This is a genomic window from Amycolatopsis sp. NPDC051061 (assembly GCF_040682935.1).
Taxonomy (GTDB): domain Bacteria; phylum Actinomycetota; class Actinomycetes; order Mycobacteriales; family Pseudonocardiaceae; genus Amycolatopsis.
The window spans coordinates 1-23739 of sequence record NZ_JBFBBZ010000012.1; the positions used below are offsets into that span (position 1 = coordinate 1).

At 71.4% G+C, this 23739-nt stretch carries 24 protein-coding genes; 20 read left to right on the forward strand and 4 right to left on the reverse strand.

Annotated elements, in window-relative coordinates; genetic code table 11:
* The 4 genes from AB0N03_RS17810 to AB0N03_RS17825 form a co-directional block, all read left to right on the forward strand.
* Positions 1-742, forward strand: a 742-nt coding sequence (locus tag AB0N03_RS17810) for a type VII secretion-associated protein (protein ID WP_364372327.1), incomplete at its 5' end; no start/stop codon positions are given.
* Between the two features lie 14 nt (positions 743-756).
* A complete protein-coding gene (locus AB0N03_RS17815) occupies positions 757-1113 on the forward strand; it encodes a hypothetical protein (RefSeq protein ID WP_364372330.1) in 357 nt (118 codons plus the stop codon).
* A 251-nt stretch (positions 1114-1364) separates the two neighbouring features.
* Entirely contained in the window at positions 1365-1688 is a 324-nt protein-coding gene (locus AB0N03_RS17820; RefSeq protein WP_364372332.1) for a WXG100 family type VII secretion target, read from the forward strand.
* A 57-nt stretch (positions 1689-1745) separates the two neighbouring features.
* Entirely contained in the window at positions 1746-2039 is a 294-nt protein-coding gene (locus AB0N03_RS17825) for a WXG100 family type VII secretion target (protein ID WP_364372335.1), read from the forward strand.
* Positions 2040-2134: 95 nt separating this feature from the next.
* Here AB0N03_RS17825 and AB0N03_RS17830 read toward each other — a convergent pair whose 3' ends face one another.
* Both AB0N03_RS17830 and AB0N03_RS17835 read right to left on the reverse strand, forming a co-directional pair.
* Positions 2135-2872: a DUF4333 domain-containing protein gene (locus AB0N03_RS17830; protein WP_364372338.1), complete on the reverse strand. Its 738-nt coding sequence runs from the start codon at positions 2870-2872 to the stop codon at positions 2135-2137.
* A gap of 29 nt (positions 2873-2901) precedes the next feature.
* Complete coding sequence (locus AB0N03_RS17835) at positions 2902-3795, reverse strand: hypothetical protein (RefSeq protein WP_364372341.1); 894 nt, start codon at positions 3793-3795, stop codon at positions 2902-2904.
* A 261-nt stretch (positions 3796-4056) separates the two neighbouring features.
* Between AB0N03_RS17835 and rplM the strand changes: the two genes are divergently transcribed.
* The 3 genes from rplM to glmM all read left to right on the forward strand — a co-directional run bounded on the left by rplM (position 4057) and on the right by glmM (position 6803).
* A complete protein-coding gene (gene rplM, locus AB0N03_RS17840; RefSeq protein WP_247060576.1) occupies positions 4057-4509 on the forward strand; it encodes a 50S ribosomal protein L13 in 453 nt (150 codons plus the stop codon).
* Positions 4510-4523: 14 nt separating this feature from the next.
* The gene (gene rpsI, locus AB0N03_RS17845; protein WP_364372344.1) at positions 4524-5183 is read left to right on the forward strand and encodes a 30S ribosomal protein S9; all 660 of its coding nucleotides are present in this window, start codon (positions 4524-4526) and stop codon (positions 5181-5183) included.
* 285 nt (positions 5184-5468) lie between these two features.
* Entirely contained in the window at positions 5469-6803 is a 1335-nt protein-coding gene (gene glmM / locus AB0N03_RS17850) for a phosphoglucosamine mutase (protein WP_364372347.1), read from the forward strand.
* On the opposite strand, the gene AB0N03_RS17855 is transcribed toward glmM, so the two are convergent.
* On the reverse strand, positions 6789-7673 hold the full coding sequence (locus tag AB0N03_RS17855; protein WP_364372350.1) for a cytochrome P450: 885 nt from the start codon (positions 7671-7673) through the stop codon (positions 6789-6791). The two genes, glmM and AB0N03_RS17855, sit on opposite strands and share 15 nt — an antisense overlap.
* Positions 7674-7703: 30 nt before the next feature.
* Here AB0N03_RS17855 and AB0N03_RS17860 point away from each other — a divergent pair, with 30 nt between their 5' ends.
* The 5 genes from AB0N03_RS17860 (at position 7704) to AB0N03_RS17880 (ending at position 12992) form a co-directional block, all read left to right on the forward strand.
* Positions 7704-9248, forward strand: coding sequence for a fatty acyl-AMP ligase (locus AB0N03_RS17860; protein WP_364372353.1), 1545 nt, complete (start codon positions 7704-7706; stop codon positions 9246-9248).
* Entirely contained in the window at positions 9241-9501 is a 261-nt protein-coding gene (locus tag AB0N03_RS17865; RefSeq protein ID WP_364372356.1) for an acyl carrier protein, read from the forward strand. Before AB0N03_RS17860 ends, AB0N03_RS17865 begins: the two co-directional genes overlap by 8 nt.
* A 143-nt stretch (positions 9502-9644) precedes the next feature.
* Complete coding sequence (locus tag AB0N03_RS17870; RefSeq protein WP_364372358.1) at positions 9645-9956, forward strand: hypothetical protein; 312 nt, start codon at positions 9645-9647, stop codon at positions 9954-9956.
* Complete coding sequence (locus tag AB0N03_RS17875) at positions 9956-12502, forward strand: WXG100 family type VII secretion target (RefSeq protein ID WP_364372360.1); 2547 nt, start codon at positions 9956-9958, stop codon at positions 12500-12502. The genes AB0N03_RS17870 and AB0N03_RS17875 overlap by 1 nt, the downstream gene beginning before the upstream one ends.
* A 19-nt stretch (positions 12503-12521) precedes the next feature.
* Positions 12522-12992 (forward strand): hypothetical protein, encoded by a 471-nt coding sequence (locus AB0N03_RS17880; protein WP_364372363.1) that lies wholly within the window; start codon positions 12522-12524, stop codon positions 12990-12992.
* Positions 12993-13034: 42 nt separating this feature from the next.
* Here AB0N03_RS17880 and AB0N03_RS17885 read toward each other — a convergent pair whose 3' ends face one another.
* Positions 13035-13859: an alpha/beta hydrolase gene (locus AB0N03_RS17885; protein WP_364372365.1), complete on the reverse strand. Its 825-nt coding sequence runs from the start codon at positions 13857-13859 to the stop codon at positions 13035-13037.
* A gap of 343 nt (positions 13860-14202) precedes the next feature.
* Between AB0N03_RS17885 and glmS the strand changes: the two genes are divergently transcribed.
* The 8 genes from glmS (at position 14203) to tsaE (ending at position 23735) form a co-directional block, all read left to right on the forward strand.
* Positions 14203-16065, forward strand: a complete 1863-nt coding sequence (gene glmS, locus AB0N03_RS17890) for a glutamine--fructose-6-phosphate transaminase (isomerizing) (RefSeq protein ID WP_364372368.1) — start codon at positions 14203-14205, stop codon at positions 16063-16065.
* A 26-nt stretch (positions 16066-16091) separates the two neighbouring features.
* Positions 16092-17531 carry an NAD(P)H-hydrate dehydratase gene (locus tag AB0N03_RS17895; protein WP_364372371.1) on the forward strand — a complete coding sequence of 480 codons (1440 nt, stop codon included), beginning with the start codon at positions 16092-16094 and terminating at the stop codon, positions 17529-17531.
* Between the two features lie 143 nt (positions 17532-17674).
* Entirely contained in the window at positions 17675-18514 is an 840-nt protein-coding gene (locus AB0N03_RS17900; RefSeq protein ID WP_364372374.1) for a DeoR/GlpR family DNA-binding transcription regulator, read from the forward strand.
* Positions 18504-19934, forward strand: coding sequence for a xylulokinase (gene xylB / locus AB0N03_RS17905; RefSeq protein ID WP_364372376.1), 1431 nt, complete (start codon positions 18504-18506; stop codon positions 19932-19934). Before AB0N03_RS17900 ends, xylB begins: the two co-directional genes overlap by 11 nt.
* Positions 19935-19937: 3 nt before the next feature.
* Positions 19938-21029 (forward strand): sn-glycerol-3-phosphate ABC transporter ATP-binding protein UgpC, encoded by a 1092-nt coding sequence (gene ugpC / locus AB0N03_RS17910; RefSeq protein ID WP_364372379.1) that lies wholly within the window; start codon positions 19938-19940, stop codon positions 21027-21029.
* A 29-nt stretch (positions 21030-21058) separates the two neighbouring features.
* Positions 21059-22189 carry an alanine racemase gene (alr, locus tag AB0N03_RS17915; protein WP_364372382.1) on the forward strand — a complete coding sequence of 377 codons (1131 nt, stop codon included), beginning with the start codon at positions 21059-21061 and terminating at the stop codon, positions 22187-22189.
* Positions 22186-23283 carry an alpha/beta hydrolase gene (locus AB0N03_RS17920; protein WP_364372385.1) on the forward strand — a complete coding sequence of 366 codons (1098 nt, stop codon included), beginning with the start codon at positions 22186-22188 and terminating at the stop codon, positions 23281-23283. The genes alr and AB0N03_RS17920 overlap by 4 nt, the downstream gene beginning before the upstream one ends.
* Entirely contained in the window at positions 23280-23735 is a 456-nt protein-coding gene (gene tsaE, locus AB0N03_RS17925; RefSeq protein WP_364372387.1) for a tRNA (adenosine(37)-N6)-threonylcarbamoyltransferase complex ATPase subunit type 1 TsaE, read from the forward strand. The genes AB0N03_RS17920 and tsaE overlap by 4 nt, the downstream gene beginning before the upstream one ends.
* The last annotated feature ends 4 nt before the right edge of the window (positions 23736-23739 follow it).

Sequence of the window (23739 nt, forward strand, 5' to 3'; positions counted from 1 at the left end):
CGACGCGGGCCAGCGCCCGGCGCCGCCGCGCTCGCCGGCCGCCAACGGCTTCCCGAACCGCGCGGTCCCGCCGCCGTCCCCGCCCCACGGGCAGCCGGTGGCCCGGCCGCCGTGGACCCCGCCCGCCGGCCAGCCCGCCCCGCCCGGCAACCGCCCCGGCGGCGCCACCGCGGTGCCGGAGAAGAAGCAGAGCCGGGGCAAGCTGTGCGGGCTCATCGCGGGTGCCGTGGTCGTGGTGGCCGCGCTCGTCGTCGGCGGGGTGCTCGTGTTCGGCGACCCCGGCGGCCAGGCCGAGACGGGCCGGACGCTTTCGCAGTACGACTTCAAGTTCGTCGCGCCCGAGGACTGGGTGCAGACCGACGACCGGGTCGCCGAGCGCCAGGTCGTCATCCACCCGCAGGAGTCCCGCGAGGGCAACGACCTCCTGGTCGCCCAGGAGTTCGTCATGGACTACGACGCGACGGCGGACCCGCAGAAGCTGGTGGACTTCCTCAAGCGCGGCGCGGACCTCGATCCCGACCACTACAGCGCGGTCAACCCGAACCTGTCGTACGCGGGCAAGACCGTGATCGGCTACCACGAGATCAAGAAGGACCGGCCCGACCTCCAGGTCGACTGGTACGTCGTGGCGAAGGGCCGGATCCGGGTCCACGTCGGCTGCCAGTACGCCACGGCGCAGCTGCGCGACCGGGTTGCCGCCGCGTGCACGCAGGCCGTGCGCACGGTCGAGATCCTCAACTGAGAGGAGGGCACGCGGTGCCGTCCGAAGACTTCGAAAGCGCCGCGTCCGCCTTCCGGCGCGTCGGCGAAGACGCGGTGACCCACGCCCGGCGCGTCGCCGGGAACGCGAAGGCGCGCAGCCGGCGCCACCGCAGCGAAAACGCCGAATTGCTGAAGCGCAGCGGCCGCGGCGCGAAGTCCGGCGACCCGACTCCCGGCACGCTGCGCGCGGCCGCCGAACGGTTCCGCCGCGCCCGCGGGTTACCGGTCCCGGTGGTTCCGGATCCCGCGGATTCGGTTCATTCGCTTTTGCAATCCACCGCTCGTTCACCTCGAACGGGTGACGAGGACGAAGACTTTTCCCAAATGCGAATCATGGGACGCGACCGGTAAGACCGCTCCGACGATCGCTTTGCGTGTGCTAATCATGCTGGTGGAGAACGCTTTTCCGGGTGAGAGTTCGCTGATTCGCGGGACTCGCGGAATACGCGCGGCGATCGGTTCCCGGCACGAGCGTTCCCGCAAGCAACTACTTGCGGGCAAAGCACGACAAGAGGAACCCTGCATGGCAGGGTCTGCGTCGTAGCGCCGTACAACGAACAAACTTGGTACGGACAAACCACACTTCTGAAGGGGGTTCCAGCGTGTCTGGATCCGGGTTCACAGGGACAGTTCAGCAGTTCACCGAGGCCGAGGGCCGCGTGACCGAAGTCCGCGCCGGCATGGACCACAACCTCGTGCAGCTGCGTGACCGCATCGAAGCCACCCGCGCGGGCTGGCAGGGTATGGCGCAGAAGGCGTTCGACAACGTCATGCGCCGCTTCGACGACGACGCCCGTCAGATGAACCAGGCGCTGCAGAAGATCGCGGACCTGCTTCGCGAGGCCGGCTCGAAGTACGAGAAGTCCGAGCAGCAGCAGCAGGAAATCCTCGCGGCCGTCAACAAGGGCTTCGACGCGCTCGGCTGATCGCCACCCCACTTCCTTTAATCCACCCGAACTTTTTCAGTACAGAAGGAGCGCACCATGCCCAGTGACGCCGGCATTGTCGTCAATTACGCCACCATCCAGGCGGCCGCCGACGACTGCAACTCCACCGGTGGCGAGCTGCAGGCGGCGTTCGACCGCCTGAAGGACGACCTCAAGCCGCTGATCACCACCTGGACCGGTTCCGCGAAGGAGCAGTACGACCAGGCCCAGCGCACCTGGGACTCGAAGTTCGAGGACCTCAAGCAGGTTCTGGCGCAGATCGCCGCCGCCCTGCCGGAGATCGCCAACGGCTACCAGGCCACGGACAACGCCGTCGAAGGCCTGTTCTGATCCGCTAGCCCCGGAAACCACGGCGGGCCCGCACTTCGGTGCGGGGCCCGCCGTTTTCCTTTTGTCAAAGGAAACTCGGGTGCGGCAAGGGAAACTCAGTGCGGCGCGCCGACCTCGTACTCGGGCCGGTCGTTGAGCACCCGCACGGTCACCTTCTTGTCCTGCCCGCCGATCTTCACCGTGCAGTCGAACGTCGTGCCGTTTTCGGCGGCTTCGTTCGCCGGGCACTGCGCGTTCTTCACGTCCGGCTCGCCGTAATTCTCGTTGAGGACCTTGACCACACCGTCCTCAAGGGACTGTTGCTCGAGCACGTTCCCGCGGAACGCGCCCAGGAGCCACGCGGCACCGCCGCCGACGACGAGCACCAGGACGACGGCTCCGGCGACCAGCAACGGCTTCTTCGACTTCGGCTTCTTCTCCGGCGCGGGAGCGAACGCGCCGAGACCGCCGTACTGCGCCGGCTGGAACCCACCGCCGTACTGCTGCCCGGGCTGCTGAGAAGGGGGAGCCGGCCACCCGCCACCGGGCGTACCCGGCTGGGACGGCGTCGGCTGGGACGGTGGCTGCCACGGCCCGCCCGCGGGCTGCCCCGGCTGCCACGGTCCCGAGAACGACCCGCTCGTGCCGGGCTGCGGCGCCTGGTTCCACTGGCCGGTGTAGGAACCGGTGGCCGCGCCCGGGGCCGCGTTCTGCTGCCACTGCCCGGCGTGCGGACCGGTCGCCTGCTGGTCCGGCTGCCACCCGGAAGGGGCGCCCTGGGGGTTCGCCGGCGGCTGCCACCACTGCGGCTGCTGCGGGTCGGACGGCTGGGGCGGCTGGGGCGGCTGAGTCATCGGAGCTCACCTCGGGTCGTGGCCACGGTTCAGCTGCCCTGCGCTTCGCCGAGCCGGCGGTAGAAGTCGTCCATCGCCGCCCGGTCGGGCAGCACCGTGATCTGCGCCGCGTCCGGCAGCTTCGGCATGTCCTGCAGGCTGGCCTTGCCGGTGAACCGGAAGTCGTACTTGAGCTCCAGCTGGTGGCCGTCGCCGGAGAACTTGGCGTCCATCACGAACGAGACCAGGCTGCCGTCCGGGTTCAGCGTGATCGTGGTCGGCACCATGGCCTTGTTCAGCTCCGGCCCGACCTGGCTCGTGATGCTGGACGGCAGGATCTCGACCTTGTTCTTGACGAAGATCTCGAACGGCACGTTGACGGTCAGCGCGGTCTTCCCGTCGCCGAGGCTCTTGGCCCCGCGGACCGCTCGCTTGTCGGCTTTGTAGGCGTCCACGGTCGAGTCCGCCATCCGGCAGGGCGTCAGCACGCCGCCCCAGGCGCACGGCAGGATCAGGCCGGCCTCGGGCTTCGGCATCGACACCCACGCCGTCGGCGAGACGCCCTTCTGGACGTACATCGGGCCGAGGTAGGTGTACTCGACCGCGCCGTCGGCCGGCGTGTACGTGTCGATGATCTCATCGGGGTTCTTCTGCGACCGGTGCCGCACCGCCCGGCTCTCCGGGCTGCCCGTGCGGGCCGACGTCACGGTGCTGTGGATCCACTTGTCGTCGAACTTGAAGTAGGCGTCCAGCAAATTGGTGACGTCGCGGGTGTCGGTGATGGCGTCCCCGAGCTTGCCGATGACCTGCTCGAACTTGCCGCCGACGTAGTCCGCCGCGTCGTCGCCCTTCGGCAGCGCGGTACCGGCCTTGGCCGTGCCGCAGGCGCTGACCAGGGCCAGGACGGCAGCCAGGACGAAGATCGCCGTCGGTCGTCTGCTCATCGCCGTCCCCTGCTCGACTGTGTCGCTCGGATCGTCTCATCCTCGCGTGTCGGGGCGGCGCGTGCAGGCACTTCGGCGGGAAAACCCGGTAGAGTCCGCCTGCGCCCGGGCTGGTCTGAGCCTAGGATGGCCGCGCAACCCACCCCGATGCACAGCGGCGGTGGACGTGCGGGTATCTTCATATGTCGTTGTGCGTTGCGGCGCATCAGCGCGCTAGGCCCGCACATAACCCACACGCAATGTTGACGACGAGGTAGACCCTTGCCCACGTACAGCCCCAAGCCCGGCGACGTCACTCGTGCCTGGCACGTGATCGACGCCGAGGATGTCGTGCTCGGCCGGCTCGCGACCGAGGTCGCCACGCTGCTGCGCGGCAAGCACAAGCCGACCTACGCCCCGCACGTGGACACCGGTGACTTCGTCATCATCGTCAACGCCGAGAAGGTCGCGCTCACCGGTAACAAGCGCACGCAGAAGTTCGCGTACCGGCACAGCGGTTACCCGGGCGGTCTGCGGAAGCGCTCGTTCGGCGAGCTGCTGGACACCAAACCCGAGCACCTTCTCGAGAAGGTCGTCAAGGGCATGCTGCCGAAGAACAAGCTCGGCCGCGCCCAGGCGAAGAAGCTGAAGGTCTACGCCGGCCCGCAGCACCCGCACACCGCGCAGCAGCCGCAGGTGCGCGAGATCACCAAGATCGCGCAGGTCGCGCAGTGAGTGAGGAACAGTCCGTGAGCAGCACCGAGCCCGAGACCGCCGAGGTCACGACCGAGGCGACCGAGACCGGCGCCGTCGAGACCAGCGAGACGCCCGCCGAGGCCACCGAGACCACTGAGGCCCCCGCCGAAGCCACCGAGGCCCCCGAGGCCCCGGTCGCCACCAGCGAAACTCCGGTTGCGACCAGCGAGACTCCGGTCGCCACGAGCGAGACCCCGGTTGCGACCAGCGAGACCCCGGTCGCCACGAGCGAGAGCGCCACGGCGCCGCGCCCGTCGCGCGCTGCCGGTGGCAACGCGCAGACCGTCGGCCGCCGCAAGGAAGCCGTCGTCCGCGTGCGTGTCGTCCCGGGCACCGGCGAGTTCAAGCTCAACGGCCGCACCCTCGAGGAGTACTTCCCGAACAAGGTGCACCAGCAGCTCATCCGTGACCCGCTGGTCCTGGTCGAGAAGCCGGACTCGTTCGACATCTTCGCCAACCTGCACGGTGGCGGCGTCTCGGGCCAGGCGGGCGCGCTGCGCCTCGCGATCGCCCGTGCGCTCATCGAGGTCGACGCCGATGACCGCCCGGCCCTCAAGAAGGCCGGCTTCCTGACCCGTGACGCGCGCGCCACGGAGCGGAAGAAGTACGGCCTCAAGAAGGCCCGCAAGGCCCCGCAGTACAGCAAGCGCTGATCGCGCCTCCGGCGCAACCACCGAAGCGCCCATCCGTCCATCGGATGGGCGCTTCGGCGTTTTCACGGGGTTACCGATCCGGCCGAAAGCAGGCCGGCCCCCCGAGCGGCACGCAACCGTTGTCACGGGCCGGTTCGGCCGTGACTGTGGTCGGATTGGTAACGAACGAGCACTGTGTCGTTTCCGGGGTCCGGAGCGACATCCTGGGGTGGGGTTCGTGCCCCCGGGGTCGCTAGGTTGTCGTGGTCGGTTGCGCTGTCGCAACCACACTGAGGAGGTCCATCGATGGCACGCCTGTTCGGTACCGACGGCGTACGTGGCCTGGCCAACGCCGAGCTGACGCCGGAGCTGGCGCTGGCGCTGGCGGCCAGCGCCGCCCGCGTGCTCGCCGCGCACGACCGCTCGCACCGGCCGGTCGCGGTCGTCGGCCGCGACCCGCGCGCCAGCGGCGAGATGCTCGAGGCCGCCGTCGTGGCGGGCCTCACCTCCGCGGGGGCCGACGTGCTCCGCGTCGGCGTGCTGCCGACACCGGCCGTCGCCTACCTGGTCGGCACGCTCCAGGCCGACCTCGGCGTGATGATCTCCGCGTCGCACAACCCGATGCCCGACAACGGCATCAAGCTCTTCGCCTCGGGCGGGCACAAGCTTCCCGACGGCATCGAGGACGAGATCGAGGCCGGTCTCGCGGACGGCAAGGTCCGCCCGACCGGTGCCGGCGTGGGCCGCGTCCACGACGTCGACGACGCCCTCGACTGCTACGCCACCCACTTGCTCGGCGCGACGCCGCACTCGCTCGCCGGGCTGAAGGTCGTCGTCGACTGCGCGAACGGCGCGTCGTCGGCCGCCGCCCCCGAGGTCTACCGCCGCGCCGGCGCCGAGGTCGTCGCGCTGTACGCGGAGCCGGACGGCGTCAACATCAACGAGCACTGCGGCTCGAACCACCCCGACAAGCTGCGCGAGGCGGTCGTCGCGCACGGCGCCCACCTGGGCATCGCCCACGACGGCGACGCCGACCGCTGCGTGGCCGTCGACTCCGCCGGCGAGCTGGTGGACGGCGACCAGATCATGGCGGTGCTGGCCCTGGCGTTCGCCGAGTCCGGTGAGCTGACCAAGGACACGCTGGTCGCGACCGTGATGAGCAACCTCGGCCTGCACCTGGCGATGAAGGCCCACGGCATCACCGTCGTCACGACGGCGGTCGGCGACCGGTACGTCCTCGAGGAGCTGCGCGCGAGCGGCTTCGCCCTCGGCGGCGAGCAGTCCGGCCACGTCGTGCTGCCGTCGCACGCCACCACCGGCGACGGCCTGCTCACGGCGCTGCGCCTGATGAGCCGCATGGCCGAGACGGGCAAGTCCCTCGAAGACCTGGCGGCCGTGATGAACCGGCTGCCGCAGGTCCTGGTGAACGTCCCGGTCGCGGACAAGGCGGCGGTGGCGGTCTCGAGCGAGGTCCGCGACGCCGTCGGCGAGGTCGAGGCCGAGCTGGGCGAGGAGGGCCGGGTGCTGCTGCGCCCGTCCGGTACCGAGCAGCTGGTCCGCGTGATGGTGGAAGCGACGGCTCAGGCGACGGCCCAGGCCGCGGCCGACCGCCTGGCGGGCGTCGTCTCAGCGGTTTCCTGACCTGGTGACCACGGCCTTCGCCAGGCCGTGGAACACCGGGTGGGTCTTCCACTCGACGTCGCCGACTTCGCAGCCGTTGTCGAGGAGCTTCGCCACCGCGGTGAGGGCGACTTCGCCCTCGGCCAGCGCGACTCCCGAACCCGGGCACGCGTGGCGTCCCAGGCCGAACGGGAGCCCGTCGGTCAGGGACACCGCCAGCGGGCCGTCCGGGCCGAAGCGCAGGACGTACCGGGCCGGGCAGATCGACGTCACCAGCTCCCGCACGCTCTTCGACGCCGACGAGGAAGCCAGCTCCAGCCCCGCGCACGCCAGGAAGTTCAGCGAGTTCTCGTAGGCGGCGTGCGCCAGCACCACCGGGTTCAGCATCAGCTCGTCTTCGTCGAGCCGGCTGGCCGCGTGGGCCTCCCGCAACGCCGTCAACCCGCCCGGCCCGGCCGGCGTCCGGCTGAGCTGCACCGCGAGCCGGAACGCCGACGCCTGCCCGGCGCGGTCGGTGCCGCCGAAGACGTCGAGGTTCGCCGTCGTCCGCTCCAGGTGGTCCAGGAAGACGTCGTCGAGGGGCACGCCCAGCACCGCCGACGTCACCGCGCCCGCCACCGGTCGCGCGAAGTCGCGCACGAGGTCGAACGACGTCCCCAGCCCGCCCACGACGGCTTTGATCGACGCGCGCACGGAGTCCGGGAGCGGCTCCAGCCCGGCGATGATCTCCCGGAGCACCCCGCGCACCCGCGCGTGGTCCTCGCCGTCGCGCAGCAGGACGCTCGGCGAGCCGCTGCCGGGATCGGACGTCAGGCCGGGGGAGTGCAGGGCGTGCGCGCACGCGTCGCGGCCGGAGACCACGCCGATCCCGTGCCGCTCGAAGTCGTCCATCGCTTCGACACGGTAGGGCAGGATGGGTCCGTGCCGCCCGCAGACGTCCCGGATGAGGTCCTGACCACGCCGTTCACGGACTACCTGCTCCGCAACGCCGCCGAAGACCGTCCCGCGTTCACGTGCCGCACCTTCCCGGGTCCCACCGACCACACCCTGACCTGGCCGCAGGTGCTCGACCGCGTCCGCGGCGTCGCGCGTGAGCTGCGCCGCTTCACTCGGCCGGGTGACCGGGTGGCGATCGTCGCCCGCCAGGACCTGGGGTACGTCGTCGCCTTCCTCGGCACGCTCTACGCGGGCCGCGTCGCGGTGCCCCTGTCGGTCCCGACCGGCCGGACCGGCCGCGCCCGGATCGAGTCGGCCTTCGCGGACGCGACGCCGAAGGTGTGCCTGACCTCGAAAGACTTCCTGGACAAGATTCCGCCGGGCACCGCCCTGGCCGTCGAGGACATCGCACCCGACGGCGCCGAGCCGCCCGCCGAGGTGGTGATGACCGATCCGGCGTACCTGCAGTACACGTCGGGCTCGACGCGCCGCCCGGCCGGCGCGGTGATCTCGCACCGGGCGCTCGTGGCCGCGTGCTGGCAGACGACCGAGTGCTACCACGCCGGCGCGTCGACCCATCTCGCCGGCTGGGTGCCGTTCTTCCACGACATGGGGCTCGTGCTGCTCATCGGCACCCCCGTGTTCCTCGGCGCGCACTCGGTGTTCTTCACGCCGATGGAGTTCGTGCGCGACCCGCTGCGCTGGATCCGCCTGCTCGCCGAGCACCCCGGCGCGATCACCGCCGCGCCGAACTTCGCCTTCGACCTGGCGGCCGAGGCCGCGGGGGCGCCGGTGGACGTCGACCTCTCGCACGTCAACTCCGTGCTCAACGGCAGCGAGCCCGTCCGCGCGGCCAGTATCGAGGCCTTCGCCCGCGCCTTCGCGCCGTCCGGGCTGCCGCGCACCTCGATCAAGCCGTGCTACGGCCTGGCCGAAGCCACGGTGTTCGTCACCAGCGCGGGCGACGAAGGCCCGACGATCACGGCGTTCGACCGCGGCGAGCTGGTGTCCGTGGGCCGGCCGTACGGCCAGCGCATCCGCATTGTCGACAAAGAGATCTGGGTGTCCGGTCCCAACGTCGCCGACGGCTACTGGGGCCGGCCGGACCGCGGCGACACCTTCACCGGCGACGGCTGGCTCCGCACCGGCGACCTCGGCTTCGTCCACGACGGTCAGCTGTACGTCACCGGCCGGCTGAAGGACCTGATCATCGTCGACGGCCGCAACCACCACCCGCAGGACATCGAGGCCACTGTGGAGGCCGCGCACGCGCGCGTCCGGGCCGGGCGCGTCGCCGCGTTCGCCGTGCGGGACAGCCACGGCGAGGGCGTCGCGGTCGTGGCCGGCTGCTCGGCGCCGGACGACGACGTCGAGACGGCCGTGCGGCGGGCCGTGTCCGCGGGCCACGACCTGCCGCTGCGCGCCCTGTGGCTGGTCCCGCCGGGCGCCGTGCCGCGGACCTCCAGCGGCAAGGTGTCCCGCGCCGCGGCCCGCGACCGCTGGTGGGGCGAGAATGGGCGCCATGACTGACCCGGCCGCCGACGTCGACGAGATCAGGAAGATCGTCTGCACCGCGCTGCAGCTCCCGCTCGAGCAGCTGACCGACTCGACGCCGTTCGACGACATCGGCATGACGTCCCGGCAGCGCGTCCAGCTGCTCGCCCGGGTCGAGGTGCGGTACGGCGTCTCCGTCGACCTGGACGAGCTCGACCGGCTGGTGGACGTCCGCGGCGTCGCCGAAGTCATTTCGGAAGCGATCGCCGCGCAGCACCCCACCGGGTGAGTGCACTTGGGCAAAGCCCAGGTCGGCCGCTCGGCCGAACGCTAGACTCTGTGTGCATCTGCGACGGCACCGAACGGCGTCCGGGTGCGTCACAGTCTTGCCACCCGGAACAGGGGCTGTGGATCGAAGGGGGAAAGCCGACCATGCCAGACGGTTACGAAGCGAGCTCCGAGGCGATGACGCGGGCGCAAATCCGCCTCAACGACGTCGCGGACGACCCGGCCGCCGAGGCCAAGAAGGTCGCGCCCACCGAAATCGCGCAGGCGGACTTCGGCCGGGTCCACGGGGACGGCTTCAGCAAGTACAAGACCGGGATCGACGAGATCGGCGCGGGCATGACCGGGCTGTCGAACGCGCTGATGAACCTGGGCTCCGGGATCGGGACGGCCGGCTCGAAGTACACCGCGCAGGAAGCGGACGCCGGTGCGAAGGCGAACGCGGCGGGGAGCAAGTAATGGCGGACTGGGCGGAAATCAAGAAGGTCCTCGACGACCCGAACGTTTCCATGGAAAAGAAGTCGGCGCTCATGGAGGCGTACGACGACAACACCTGGAACTTCAACGAAGAAGAAGAGAAGTACGCCAAGGAATACATCGACGGGTATTCCGACCGGACCTGGCTCGACGCCAAGACTCCCTCCATCGGTTCGGGCGACGACCTCGACAACCGGCTGAAGGAAGCCCAGCAGGACGGGGCGGCGAAGGGCAAGGAACAGCAGACCCAGACCGACCGCAAGAACACGGCGAAGAAGAACCTCGACGGAATCGCGACGCCCACGCTCGGGGTCGGCGCGAAGAGCTCCGACGAAATGCTCGACCAGGGCAACGTCACGGTCGACTTCCTGGTCCAGTGGACCGACGAGATCTGGAACAAGATCAAGGGCGGGTCCGGCCACATCGACTCGCAGAAGGATCTCAAGGACAAGTTCCACGAGAACCGCGGCATTCAGTTCCAGAAGTTCCTCACCGAGGCTGACGACCTCTCGAAGGCACACAAGGTCGTCGAGGACACGCTGACCAAGAGCGACACCGAGCTCCAGACCCTCTTCGGGGAGTGGAAGGGCAAGGGCGCGAACGCGGCGGAGATCAAGTACGACGAGGCGATCAAGCCGCACGCCAAGGAGCTCTCGCAGCAGATCGACGGCGCCGCGAAGCTGATCCCGCAGACCGTGACGCACGTCTACGACGCCGTCAAGAAGAAGGTCGACGAGGTCCTGCAGCTGCACCGCACGACGATCGCCCAGGCCGACATCAACATGGCCAAGGACGTCCTCAAGATCGCCAACGGCGAGACCGAGGAGTTCGACGACTTCATGAAGGTCGCCGGCTGGGTCGACGCGGTCAACGCGAAGAACGGCAACCAGACGAACCTCGCCGAGCGGCTGCAGAACGACGACTGCGGCTTCAACGACGAGAACAAGGAGTACGGCCGCAACGTCTGCCGCTACTGGCGCGACGGCGCGTTCGCCACCGAGTACCAGGGCCTGATCACCGCCTTCAACGGCTCCTGCAAGTCCGCCAAGGACACGATCGACCAGCAGTTCGGCGCGCTCGAGCGGTTCATGGACGGCTACCGCAACCAGCTCACCGAGGCCAAGGGCACCGACAACGGCGGCACGGACAAGGGCAAGGAGAACACCGGCGGCTCCGGCAAGAACGACAACGGCGGCGGCACCGGGGGTGGCACGGGCGGCGGAACCGGCGGCGGAACCGGCGGCGGGGGCAGCACGACGCCGTCGGCGGCCGAGCCGCCCGCGGCCGAGGACCCGGCGAAGCCCGAGGACGGGAAGAACCCGATCACCGGCCAGCCCCTCGAGGTCGACCCGGCCACCGGCAAGCCGTACCCGATCGACCCGACGACCGGTGAAGCCATCAAGAACACCGACGACACCGACACGGTCTCGGTCAAGAAGGGCGACAACACGATCGAGATGTCCGAGCCCGACAAGGAGGGCAAGCAGGACATCTCCGTGGACGACGGCCACGGCAACAAGAAGGACTACCACCTCGACTGGGGTGACGACGACAAGGCCGAGGCCGGCAAGGACGCCAAGGACGGCGCCAAGGCCGGTGACGGCAGCTTCGGCCCGCAGGGTTCGCAGCAGGCCGTCAAGGACGGGCAGCCCTCGGCCGACGGCAGCTACAAGCCGGGTCCGGACGGCAAGATCCACATCAAGGACGGCAACCTCGAGATCACGGCCGAGCGTCCGGAGGGGCCGGACGGCCCGACGGTCGTGACCGTCGACGACGGCAAGGGCGAGCCGACGACGTACACGCTCGACGAGAAGGACGACCCCAAGGCGAGCGACCTCAAGACCGATCCCGCGGCGACCGACAGCAGCGGCTCCGCGATCCAGCACGACGCGGATGCCGAGCTGCCGCAGGCGAAGGACCCGGCGCCGGCCAACCCCGACCCGGCGTTCACGCAGGGCGCAGCGGCGGCCGCTTCGGGCGAGGGCGGGTTCACCACGCCGGGCGGCCAGGACTTCTCCGGCGACTTCGGCGGTGGTGGCGGCAGCAGCGTCGGCGCGGAGCCCGCGATCGCGGTGGCCGACGCGGGTGCCGGCGGCGGTGACTCCGGCGTGGCCGGTGGCGGTGGCGACTCGACGACCACGGCCGGGGCGAGCGACTTCGGGTCCGCCGTGACCGGCGGCGGGTCGGCGGACTTCGCCGGCGCCGTGTCGCTGGACCCCGGTGCGCAGTCGGGCAGCGACGCGTCGATGCCGATGTCCGACGGCAGCGGCCTCGGCACGACCCCGGTCGACCCGGGCGGGCACCAGGCCGCGGCGAGCTCGTCCGGCGGGATGAGCGGCATGAGTGGCATGGGCGGCATGATGGGTGGCATGGGCGGCGCCCCGGGTGGCGGTGGCGGCGGCGACCAGCAGCGCGGGCCGAGCCAGTACCGCATCGAGGGCGGCGTCTTCGAGACGAGCGGCGCCAAGGGCCGGATCAGCGGCTCGCTGGACGACGAGGGTGACCGTTCGATCCGGTACGACCGGTGACCAGGGCTGAGGAGGGCCGATGAGCAGCGCCGAAGACCGGTACCGCACGGCGATCTCGACGATGGACGCCGCGGCGCGCGAGCAGGACGAGCAGCGGGGGCTGCGCGAACGCCGGGTCGCGGAGGCCGAGACGCAGGCCCGCGAGGGGCTGAAGAACGAGCTCGCCGCCGCGCAGAAGTACGCCGAGCACATGGACGAGCTCAACAAGCGCAAGCAGAGTGCGGGCGGCTGGGCGACGGAGAAGACGCTGGCCGACAAGGGCCGCGAGTCGCTGATGGAGTTCGGCGTCGAGGACGAAGAGGCGGACACGGGCCGCACGCCGTACCCGACGCCGAGTTACGGGACGCCAGTGCCCGCGGCGGTGGCGCCTCAGCCGGTGCCGGAACCGCCGGCGCCCCCGGCTCCGGCGCCGGAGCCGCCGAAGCGGGGGCGGCACGCGCGTCCGGTGGACGACGAGGACGACTTCTCCAGCACCAGCTGGCTGGTCTGAGTTTCCAGGGAAGGGCCCGGCTTCGGCCGGGCCTTTTCCGCGTCAGTGCGCGGGTTCTTCTTCGCGCTCGATGGGGGCGCGCTTGACGTCGGCTTCCAGCAGCGGCCGGTACTTGTCCGTGCCGGTCAGGTGGGTCAGGAAGAACGCCGTGAACAGCGCGCGCGTGAGCTGCTGGGTCTTGCGGTGCGGCTTGCCGTGCATGATCAGCTGCGACCAGTGCCGTCCCTCGGTGACGCCCAGATGGGTCGACTTGCCGAGGGTGCGCAGCTGGACGTCCTCGCTGCCCCACGCGTCGGTGATGGCCTCGGCGTGCCCGACCTTCGGGGCGACGAGGTCCTCTTCGGCGGCGAGGTGCAGGCCGGGAACGGTGATGGCCTTCGCCGACTCGGTGGCCGGCGGGAGCGTCTGGGCGGCGGTGATGGTCGCGACCGCCTTGATCCGGTGGTTCCCAGCCTGCGCGTCCTGAGCCGCGGCGAGGACGGCGGAGCCACCGCCGGTCGAGTGCCCGGCGAGGCCGAGCTTGGCCGGGTCGACGCTGATGCCGTCCGGCCCGAGCCGCACGGTCGTGACGACGTCGAGGGTGGTCAGCAGGTCGGCGGCGAGCAACCGGTGCGACGGCAGCGGGCCTCGCTGGGTCGCGGGCGCGGCGGCGACGATGCCCCAGCTGGCGAGGTGGTGCAGCAGCTGCCGGTACCGATCGGGCGGCTGCAGCCACCCGTGCCCGAAGGCAACGGCCGGCAACCCGAGACCGGAGCGCGGCGTGAACACCACGCCGGGCAGTCCGACCAGGGCGAGGTTGCCCCGCAGGACTTCGTGCGGACCCGGGTGCGTCAACTCCGCGAGCAGCTGCTTGGGCTTGCTGGCCATGGCCGGAACCCTACTGTGCGGAAGCCGGGGCGGCTCGCCCGCCGCCCCGGCGAGCCGCGGTCCGGGGCGCCGGCCCGTCGCGACCGTGCGCACCCGCTCGGCTCGCCCGCCGCTCGACCCCGACCCAAGCGCCCCAATGTGGCCTTCGGTGCGTTGAACGCACCGAAGGCCGCCTTGGGTGCGTTGAACGCAACCAAGGCCACATTGGGGCGCTTGCGGCGAGCGGCCACACGTGTGGGTTACCCCGCATTGGTCCGGACCATCCGCCGCCACATCCGCGCAGGTCAAAGCCCGTTCGCGGACCCCGTCAACCTGCCGAACGTCCCTCGTTAGGCTGGTGCGCGTGTGTGGAATCGTGGGATATGTCGGGCACCGCCCAGCCCTGGACGTGGTCCTCGGCGGCCTCCGGCGCATGGAGTACCGCGGGTACGACTCGGCCGGTGTCGCGGTCCTCGACGGCGCCGGGGCGCTGACCGTCGAACGCAAGGCGGGCCGGCTCGCCAACCTGGAAGCCGAGCTCGACAAGGTCGGCCGGGACAGCATCACCGGCACCGCCGGCATGGGCCACACCCGCTGGGCCACCCACGGCGCGCCGATCGACCGCAACTCGCACCCGCACCGCGACACCTCGCAGCGCGTCGCCGTCGTGCACAACGGCATCATCGAGAACTTCGCCACCCTGCGCGCCGAGCTCGAGGCCGACGGCGTCGAGATGGCCAGCGACACCGACAGCGAGACCGCCGCCCACCTCGTCGCCCGCGCTTACACCGAGGGCGAGACCGAGGGCGACCTCCCCGCCAGCGTCGCCGCCGTCTGCCGCCGCCTCGAAGGCGCGTTCACGCTCGTCGTGACGCACGCCGACGAGCCGGACACCATCGTCGCGGCCCGCCGGTCGTCGCCGCTGGTCGTCGGGGTCGGGGAGGGCGAGCACTTCGTCGCCTCCGACGTCGCCGCGTTCATCGAGCACACCCGCGAGGCCGTCGAGCTCGGCCAGGACCAGCTCGTCGTCATCACCCGCGAGGGCTACGAGGTCACCGACTTCCACGGCGACGCCGCCCAGGCCAAGCCGTTCACCGTCGACTGGGACCTGTCCGCCGCCGAAAAGGGCGGCCACGAGTACTTCATGCTCAAGGAGATCGAGGAGCAGCCCGAGGCGCTGGCCAACACGCTGCGCGGCCACTTCGAGTCCGGCCGGATCATCCTCGACGAGCAGCGCATCTCCGACCAGGACCTGCGCGACGTCGACAAGGTCTTCGTCGTCGCCTGCGGTTCGGCCTACCACTCCGGCCTGGTCGCCAAGTACGCCATCGAGCACTGGACGCGGCTGCCGGTCGAGGTCGAGCTGGCGTCGGAGTTCCGCTACCGCGACCCGGTCCTCGACCGCGACACGCTGGTCGTCGCCGTCTCCCAGTCCGGCGAGACGGCGGACACGCTCGAAGCCGTCCGGCACGCGCGTGAGCAGAAGGCGCGCGTCCTGGCCGTCTGCAACACCAACGGCGCGCAGATCCCGCGGGAGTCCGACGCCGTCCTCTACACCCACGCCGGGCCCGAGATCGGCGTCGCGTCGACCAAGGCGTTCCTCGCCCAGATCGCGGCGAACTACCTGGTCGGCCTGGCGCTGGCGCAGGCCCGCGGCACCAAGTACCCGGACGAGGTCGCGCGCGAGTTCGCCGAGCTCGAGGCGATGCCCGCGGCCGTCCAGAAGGTACTGTCCACTGTGGACCAGGTGCGCGACCTCGGCCGCCGGATCGCGGACTCGAAAGCCATCCTCTTCCTCGGTCGCCACGTCGGCTTCCCGGTCGCGCTCGAGGGCGCGCTGAAGCTCAAGGAACTCGCGTACATGCACGCCGAGGGCTTCGCGGCCGGCGAGCTCAAGCACGGCCCGATCGCGCTGATCGAAGAGGGCCTGCCGGTCGTCGTCGTGATGCCGTCGCCCAAGGGCCGCGCGGTGCTGCACTCGAAGCTCGTGTCGAACATCAGCGAGATCCAGGCGCGCGGCGCCCGCACGATCGTGATCGCCGAAGAGGGCGACGAGACCGTCCGGCCGTTCGCCGACGAGCTCATCGAGGTCCCCGCGGTGCCGACGCTGCTGCAGCCGCTGGTGTCCACGGTCCCGCTGCAGGTGCTGGCCGCGGAGATCGCCCGCGCCCGCGGGTACGACGTCGACAAGCCGCGTAACCTGGCGAAGTCCGTCACCGTGGAGTAACACCGCGTACGAGGGAGGCCGCCGCCGTGCAGGGAATCTGGACCACGGAACGGATTCGCGAGGCGGAGGGGCGGGCGTTCGCCGTCACGCCCGAAGGCGAGCTGATGCGCCGGGCGTCGTTCGGCTTGTCGGTGCAGATCGCGGACCTGCTCGAAGACCACACCGGCGGAGTGTCCGGCCGTCGGGTCGTGCTGCTCGTCGGCTCCGGCGACAACGGTGGAGACGCGCTCTGGGCGGGAGCCTTCCTCCGGAAGCGCGGAGTCGCCGTCACGGCGATCCTGCTCAAGCCCGAGAAGGCCCACCCCGCCGGTCTCGAGGCGCTGAAGCGCGCCGGCGGTCGGGCGGTGTCCGCCGAGGACGGTCCACAGTGGATCGCGAAGGCCGACGTCGTCGTCGACGGGATCGTCGGGATTTCGGCTTCCGGATCGCTGCGGCCCGACGCCGCGCGGCTGGTCGACCTGGTCGAGGCACCGATCGTGGCGGTCGACCTGCCCAGCGGCGTCGACCCGGACACCGGCGCGGTCGACGGTCCGGCGGTGAAGGCGACCCGCACGGTGACGTTCGGCGCGCTCAAGCCGGTGCACGCGCTGGCGCCGTCGTGGTGCGGCGAGGTCGTGCTGGTCGACATCGGCCTCGAGTTGACGGACCCTTCGCTCGAGCGGCTGGACACCGTGGACGTCGCGGCGGCCTGGCCGGTGCCCGGGCCGGCGGACGACAAGTACAGCCAGGGTGTGGTCGGGATCGCGGCGGGCTCGGCGACGTACCCGGGCGCGGCGGTGCTGGCGGCGGGTTCGGCGGTCCGCGCGACGGCCGGCATGGTGCGCTACGCGGGTCACGCGGCCGACGTCGTCCGGTCGCAGTGGCCGGAGATCATCGCGACGGGCACGGTCGCGGACGCCGGCCGCGTCCAGGCGTGGGCGGTCGGGCCGGGCATCGGCACGGGCTCCGATGGCCGCGACGTCCTGCGGCACGTGCTGGGCCAGGGCGTCCCGGTCTGCGCGGACGCCGACGCGACGACGATCATCGCGAAGTCCCCGGAGGTCCTCGACGCGCGCGATCCGGACACACCGCTGGTCTTGACGCCGCACGCGGGCGAGTACGAGCGCCTGATGGGCCGGAAGCCGGGCGCGGACCGCGTGACGGCGGCGCGCGAAGCGGCGAAGAAGTACGACGCGGTGGTGCTGCTGAAGGGGCACGTCACGCTGGTGGCGGCCCCGGACGGCCGGGTCGCGGTGAACAAGCCGCACGGCGCGTGGCTGGCGACGGCCGGGTCGGGTGACGTGCTGTCGGGCCTGGTGGGCGCGCTGCTGGCGGCGGGCCTTGACCCGTGGCTGGCGGCCGCGGCGGCGGCCCACGTGCACTCGCTGGCGGGGGCGATCGCGGCCCAGAACGCCCCGACGTCGGCATCGGGCCTGGTCCACGCGATTCCCGAGGCGATCCGCTCGATCCGCTCCCTCGCGACCTGACCGCCACCGGCATGCCATGAAAGGGTCGTTCATGTCGCCAGACGACATGAACGACCCTTTCATGACGTCGGCCGGCCACCGACGCGCGAAGAGTTATCGAGTTCTCTGTTAACTCCGGGCGATAAATCTGGTAAGAATGCCGGGTGAGCGGCGGCACAGCATCATCATCGGGGGACCGGAAGACCCGGCCGTCCGATGCCGTCGTCGAACAGCGGCGGCAGGACATCCTCGACCACGTCATCGAGCAGGGCGAAGCCCGCATCGACGACCTGACGACGAGGTTCCGGGTCAGCCTCATGACCATGCACCGCGACCTCGACGACCTCGCCGAGCGCCGCCTCCTGCGCAAGCTGCGCGGCAAGGTCGAGGCCTATCCGGCCCTCACCATCGAGACCGCCGCCCGCTTCCGCGACACTCTCCACCACGGCGAAAAGGAAGCCCTCGGCGCGGCCGCCGCGAACCACGTGCAGCCCGGCCAGACCGTCTTCGTGGACGACTCCACCACCCTCCTCCCGCTGGTCAGGCGCCTGGCAGAGATCGACGCCCTCACCGTCGTCACCAACTCGCTGCACGCCGCCCGCCTGCTCGGCCCGAAGACCGACGTCGTCTTGGCGGGCGGCCGGTACTCGCCGGAGTACGACTCCTGCGCCGGCCCCGAGGTCCTGAACCTCCTGGACTCGATCCGCGCCGACGTCTCGTTCGTTTCGGTCACCGCCGTCGCCGTCGGGCGGCTCTTCCACCCCGACCGCGACTACGCCGAGCTGAAGAAGGCGGCGCTGCGGGTCGCCAACCAGACGGTTCTCGTCGTCGACCACTCGAAGTTCGGCCGGACCGCCACCTACGGCCACGGCGACGTCGGCGACTACGACCTGCTGATCACCGGCGAAACCACGCCGACCGAGGAGATCGAGGCCGCGCTCAACGCCGGCACCACGATCGAGATCGTCGAACACGTCGCAGAGGGGCAGCCCTATGACAGCTGAGCTGGTCGCCGGCATCGACTCGTCCACCCAGTCGACCAAGGTCGTCGTGTGCGACGCGCGCACCGGTGAGATCGTCCGCACCGGCCGCGCGCCGCACCCCGAGGGCACCGAGGTCGACCCCGCCGCTTGGTGGGACGCCTTCCAGGAAGCCGCGAAGGGACTGCTCGACGACGTCAAGGCCATCGGCGTCGGCGGCCAGCAGCACGGCATGGTCACCCTCGACGAGCACGACGAGGTCGTCCGCCCCGCGCTGCTGTGGAACGACACCCGTTCCGCGCAGTCGGCGCTCGACCTCATCGACGAGCTCGGCGGGCCGTCGGTCTGGGCGAAGTCCGTCGGCTCGGTGCCGGTCGCCAGCTTCACGGTCACGAAGCTGCGCTGGCTGGCCGACCACGAGCCCGAGCTCGCCGACCGCGTCGCGCGCGTGCTGCTCCCGCACGACTGGCTGACCTGGAAGCTCACCGGCGGCGCCCCGGTCACCGACCGCGGCGACGCGTCCGGCACCGGCTACTTCTCGCCGTCCGACAACGCCTACCGCCTCGACGTCCTGGCCCACGCCTTCGGCGGCCGGACGCCGGAGCTGCCGACCGTCCTCGGCCCGGCCGACACCGCCGGCCACACCCCCGGCGGAGTGCTCGTCTCGGCCGGCACCGGCGACAACATGGCCGCCGCGCTGGCGCTCGAACTGCAGCCCGGCGACGTCGTCGTCTCGCTCGGCACCAGCGGCACCGTGTTCGGCGTCGCCGAAAGCGGCGCGGCCGACGCGTCCGGCGAGGTGGCCGGGTTCGCCGACGCCACCGGCCGGTTCCTCCCGCTCGCCTGCACGCTCAACGCCGCGCGCGTCCTCACCGCGACGGCCGGCATGCTCGGCGCGACGCTGAGCGAGTTCGACCGCCTCGCGCTGTCCGGCGAACCCGGTGCCGGCGGCCTGACCTTCCTGCCTTACCTCGACGGCGAGCGCACCCCGAACCTGCCCGGCGCCACCGGCTCCCTGACCGGCCTGACCCGCGCGAACATGACCCCGGCGAACCTCGCGCGCAGCGCCGTCGAAGGCATGCTCTGCGGCCTCGCCGCCGGTCTCGACGCGGTCCGCGCGCACGGCCTCGACGTCCACCGCGTGCTGCTGATCGGCGGGGGCGCGCAGTCGGCCGCCGTCCGCGCGGTCGCGCCGCTGGTGTTCGGCGTGCCCGTGCAGCTGCCCGAAGTCGCCGAGTACGTCGCCGTCGGCGCGGCGCGGCAGGCGGCCTGGGCCCTGGCTTCCAGCGCGGAACCCCCGTCCTGGCAGGAAAACAAGAAAGCCCGGCTCGAGCTGGACGAGCCGACCGAGGCGCAGCGCGCCGAGGGCCACCGGATCCAGCAGCGCCACCTCGAAGCCCGCGAAGCGGCGTACGGGGTCCGGCGGAATCTCGGAGAGGACTGACCGATGGCTTCCATCACCTACGACAAGGCGACCCGGCGCTACCCGGGTTCGGAGCGCCCCGCGGTCGACGCGCTGGACCTGGAGATCGCCGACGGCGAGTTCCTGGTGCTGGTCGGCCCGTCCGGCTGCGGCAAGTCGACCAGCCTGCGCATGCTCGCCGGCCTCGAGGACATCGACGACGGCGCCGTCTGGATCGGCGACCGCGACGTCACCCAGCTGCCGCCGCGCTCGCGTGACATCGCCATGGTGTTCCAGAACTACGCGCTGTACCCGCACATGACGGTCGCGCAGAACATGGGCTTCGCGCTGAAGATCGCCGGGCGTCCCGCGTCCGAGATCAAGCAGAAGGTCCTGGAGGCCGCGAAGCTGCTCGACATCGTGGACTACCTCGACCGCAAGCCGAAGGCGCTCTCCGGTGGTCAGCGCCAGCGCGTCGCGATGGGCCGCGCGATCGTCCGCGAGCCGCAGGTCTTCCTGATGGACGAGCCGCTGTCGAACCTCGACGCGAAGCTGCGCGTGTCGACGCGTACGCAGATCGCCGCGCTGCAGCGCCGCCTCGGCGTCACCACGGTGTACGTCACGCACGACCAGGTCGAAGCCATGACGATGGGTGACCGCGTCGCCGTGCTGTCGGACGGCCTGCTGCAGCAGTGCGACACCCCGCGCGCCCTGTACGACCGGCCCGCAAACGCTTTCGTCGCCGGGTTCATCGGCTCGCCGGCGATGAACCTGGCCACCGCGAAGCTCACGGCCGACGGCGCCGAGGTGGGTGGGGCGCGCGTGCCGCTGACCCGCGAGACCATCGCCGCGGCCGACGGTGACACCGTGACCCTCGGCTTCCGGCCGGAGGCCCTCGAGGTCGCCAACGGTGAAGACGGCACCCTGCCGATCAAGGTGGACCTGGTCGAGGAGCTCGGCTCGGACGCGTTCGTCTACGGCAAGCTCGCCCACACCGACGCCGACGACACCCGGCCCAACGTCGTCGTCCGGGTCGACCCGCGCACGCCGCCGTCCATGGGCGACACCCTGCACCTGCGGATCCGCCCCGACGAGCTGCACGTGTTCTCCGCCACGTCCGGGCTGCGCCTGCCCTGACCTCGGGTCATGGGAAACTGGGAGGCGTCATGTCTTCCAGTTTTTCCCATGAGCCCAGCCCCCGCGCCCAGGTCGACATCGACCTCGACGCGATCCGCCACAACCTCACCCTGCTGGGCGCCCGCGCGCCCGGCGCCGAGGTGATGGCCGTGGTGAAGGCCGACGCCTACGGCCACGGCGCGCTGCCGGTGGCGCGCGCCGCGGTCGAGGCCGGCGCGGGCTGGCTCGGCACCTGTTCGCTCGGCGAGGCCCTCGCCCTGCGCGAAGCCGGGATCACGACCCGGCTGTTCAGCTGGCTGGACACCCCGGACGTCGACTTCGCGCCGGGCATCGAGGCCGGCATCGACCTCGCGGCGAGCTCCCTGGGTGAGCTACGCCGCATCGCGGCCGCCACGACAGCGGGTACCCGGGCTCGTGTGCACCTCAAAATCGACACCGGGCTCTCGCGCAACGGCTGCCCGCCCGCCCGCTGGGCCGAGCTGGTCGAAGCGGCGGCCGCCGAACCGCGGGTCGAAGTCGTCGCGATCTGGTCCCACCTCGCGTGCGCGGACGAGCCGGACCACCCGGCGACCGACCTGCAGGCGAAGCGCTTCGCCGAGGCCTACGACGCCGCCCGCGCCGCCGGGCTCGACCCGAAGCGGCACCTGGCGAACTCCGCGGCCCTGCTCACCCGCCCGGACCTGCACTTCGACGTCGTCCGCCCCGGCATCGCGATGTACGGGCTGAACCCGGTGCGCCACGCCGAAGACCTGCGCCCGGCCATGACGTTCCGGTCCGCGGTCGCGCTGGTCAAGCGCGTCGAAGCCGGCGAATCGGTGTCCTACGGGCACACCTGGACGGCGGCACAGGACACGAACCTGGCGCTGGTGCCGGCCGGCTACGCCGACGGCGTCCCGCGGTCGCTGTCCGGGCGGATGGACGTACTCCTCGGCGGGCAGCGGCGCCCGGTCGCCGGGCGCGTCTGCATGGACCAGCTGGTGGTCGACTGCGGTGACTACGAGCCGGCGGTCGGCGACGAGGTCGTCCTCTTCGGGCGGGGGACGCACGGCGAGCCGACGGCCCGGGAATGGGCCGACAAGCTGGGCACCATCGACTACGAGATCGTCACCTCGATGTACCGCCCGCGGGTGCGGCGCCGGTATCTGGGGGCGCGCTCGTGACACCTTCACGTCGACTGCTGGCCATCGCCGGCGGGGTCGGGGCCATCGCCACCGGGACCGCCGCCGCCGCTATCGTCGCCGCGCAGCAGCGGCGGCACAGTGAGGATCCGTACGTGGACGAGCCGCTGGGGGAGCTGAAGCCGGACCGTACTTCCACGGTCGCGGCCGAGGACGGCACGCCGCTTTCGGTCGAGGAGATCGACCCGGAGGACGGCGGCAAGCCTGAACTGACTGTCGTGGGGGTACACGGCTTCGCGCTTTCGCGGCGGTGCTTTCACTTCCAGCGCCGGGATCTCGCGACGCTTCGCCTGCCTCGCGTACGTCAGGTGTACTACGACCACCGCGGCCACGGTCTGTCCGGCGCGGCTTCCGCGGAGAATTCGACGATCGAGCAGCTGGCGCGCGACCTCGACGTCGTGCTGCGGTCCGTGGTGCCGGACGGGCCCATCGTGCTGATGGGGCACTCGATGGGCGGCATGGTGATCATGGAGCTGGCCGCCGAGTTCCCTTCGCTGTTCGAAGATCGTGTCGCCGGCGTCGCGTTCATCGCGACCGCGGCGGGCGAAGTGGGCGCACGCGGGTTGCCGCGTTCGCTGCTCTCGAAGTACAACCCGCTGACGCGGGCGGCCGGCGGTCTCGCCGGCTGGCAGCCGGGGCTGGTCGAGTTCGTCCGCGCGGCGGGCGGGCAGCTGACGCGGCAAGCCGTGCGGCGCTTGGCTTTCGGCAGCCGCGACGTCGCGCCGAGGCTCGTCGACTTCATGCTCGAAATGCTCGAGGTGACGCCGGTCCGCGGGCTCGTCAACTTCGTCGACACGCTCGGCAGCCACAACCGGTACGCCGCGCTGGCCGGGCTGAAGCACGCGGAAGTGCTGGTCATCGGCGGTGATTCGGACCGGTTCACGCCGTTCTCGCACGCCGAGCGGATCGCCTCGGAGCTGCCCGACGCCGAGCTGGTGCGCGTCCGCGGCGCCGGGCACATGGTGCTGCTCGAACAGCCGGAGCTGGTGAACAGCCATCTGATCGATCTCCTGCAACGCTGTTCCGGTGTGGACGGCGTGCTTTCAGCTCAGCGAAACTGGTGGTGGCAGCGTTGACGCATCTGTTCCCGACGCCCGAAGACACGATGGAGTTCGGGCGGTCCCTCGGCCGCTCCCTGCGCGCGGGTGACCTCGTCCTGCTCGCGGGCCCGCTGGGCGCGGGCAAGACCACGCTGACCCGCGGCATCGCGGACGGCCTCGGCGTCGGCGGCCGCGTCAGCTCCCCGACGTTCGTCCTGGCCCGCGTCCACCCGGCGGGCGCCGCCGGAGTGCCGCTGGTGCACGTGGACGCGTACCGCCTGGGCGGCGACCTGTCCCAGCTGGACGACCTGGACCTCGACACGGACCTGGAGCGCTCGGCGATCGTGGTCGAGTGGGGCGAGGGCTCGGCGGAACGGCTGTCGTCGGACTACCTGGTGGTGCGGCTGGACCGCCGCGAGGACGACGTCCGCGAGGTGACGCTGGAGCCGCACGGCACCTGGGCGGCGCGAGAGGTCGTGAGTGTTTAGGGCG

Bases quoted from the DNA above. Each gene is read 5' to 3' on its own strand.
- AB0N03_RS17875 (WP_364372360.1), top strand. From the start codon at position 9,956: ATGGCGGACTGGGCGGAAATCAAGAAGGTCCTCGACGACCCGAACGTT.
- AB0N03_RS17855 (WP_364372350.1), bottom strand. From the start codon at position 7,673: ATGGACGACTTCGAGCGGCACGGGATCGGCGTGGTCTCCGGCCGCGAC.
- xylB (WP_364372376.1), top strand. From the start codon at position 18,504: ATGACAGCTGAGCTGGTCGCCGGCATCGACTCGTCCACCCAGTCGACC.
- AB0N03_RS17865 (WP_364372356.1), top strand. From the start codon at position 9,241: ATGACTGACCCGGCCGCCGACGTCGACGAGATCAGGAAGATCGTCTGC.
- glmM (WP_364372347.1), top strand. From the start codon at position 5,469: ATGGCACGCCTGTTCGGTACCGACGGCGTACGTGGCCTGGCCAACGCC.
- AB0N03_RS17870 (WP_364372358.1), top strand. From the start codon at position 9,645: ATGCCAGACGGTTACGAAGCGAGCTCCGAGGCGATGACGCGGGCGCAA.
- AB0N03_RS17885 (WP_364372365.1), bottom strand. From the start codon at position 13,859: ATGGCCAGCAAGCCCAAGCAGCTGCTCGCGGAGTTGACGCACCCGGGT.
- ugpC (WP_364372379.1), top strand. From the start codon at position 19,938: ATGGCTTCCATCACCTACGACAAGGCGACCCGGCGCTACCCGGGTTCG.
- alr (WP_364372382.1), top strand. From the start codon at position 21,059: ATGTCTTCCAGTTTTTCCCATGAGCCCAGCCCCCGCGCCCAGGTCGAC.
- AB0N03_RS17835 (WP_364372341.1), bottom strand. From the start codon at position 3,795: ATGAGCAGACGACCGACGGCGATCTTCGTCCTGGCTGCCGTCCTGGCC.
- AB0N03_RS17880 (WP_364372363.1), top strand. From the start codon at position 12,522: ATGAGCAGCGCCGAAGACCGGTACCGCACGGCGATCTCGACGATGGAC.
- AB0N03_RS17830 (WP_364372338.1), bottom strand. From the start codon at position 2,872: ATGACTCAGCCGCCCCAGCCGCCCCAGCCGTCCGACCCGCAGCAGCCG.
- AB0N03_RS17825 (WP_364372335.1), top strand. From the start codon at position 1,746: ATGCCCAGTGACGCCGGCATTGTCGTCAATTACGCCACCATCCAGGCG.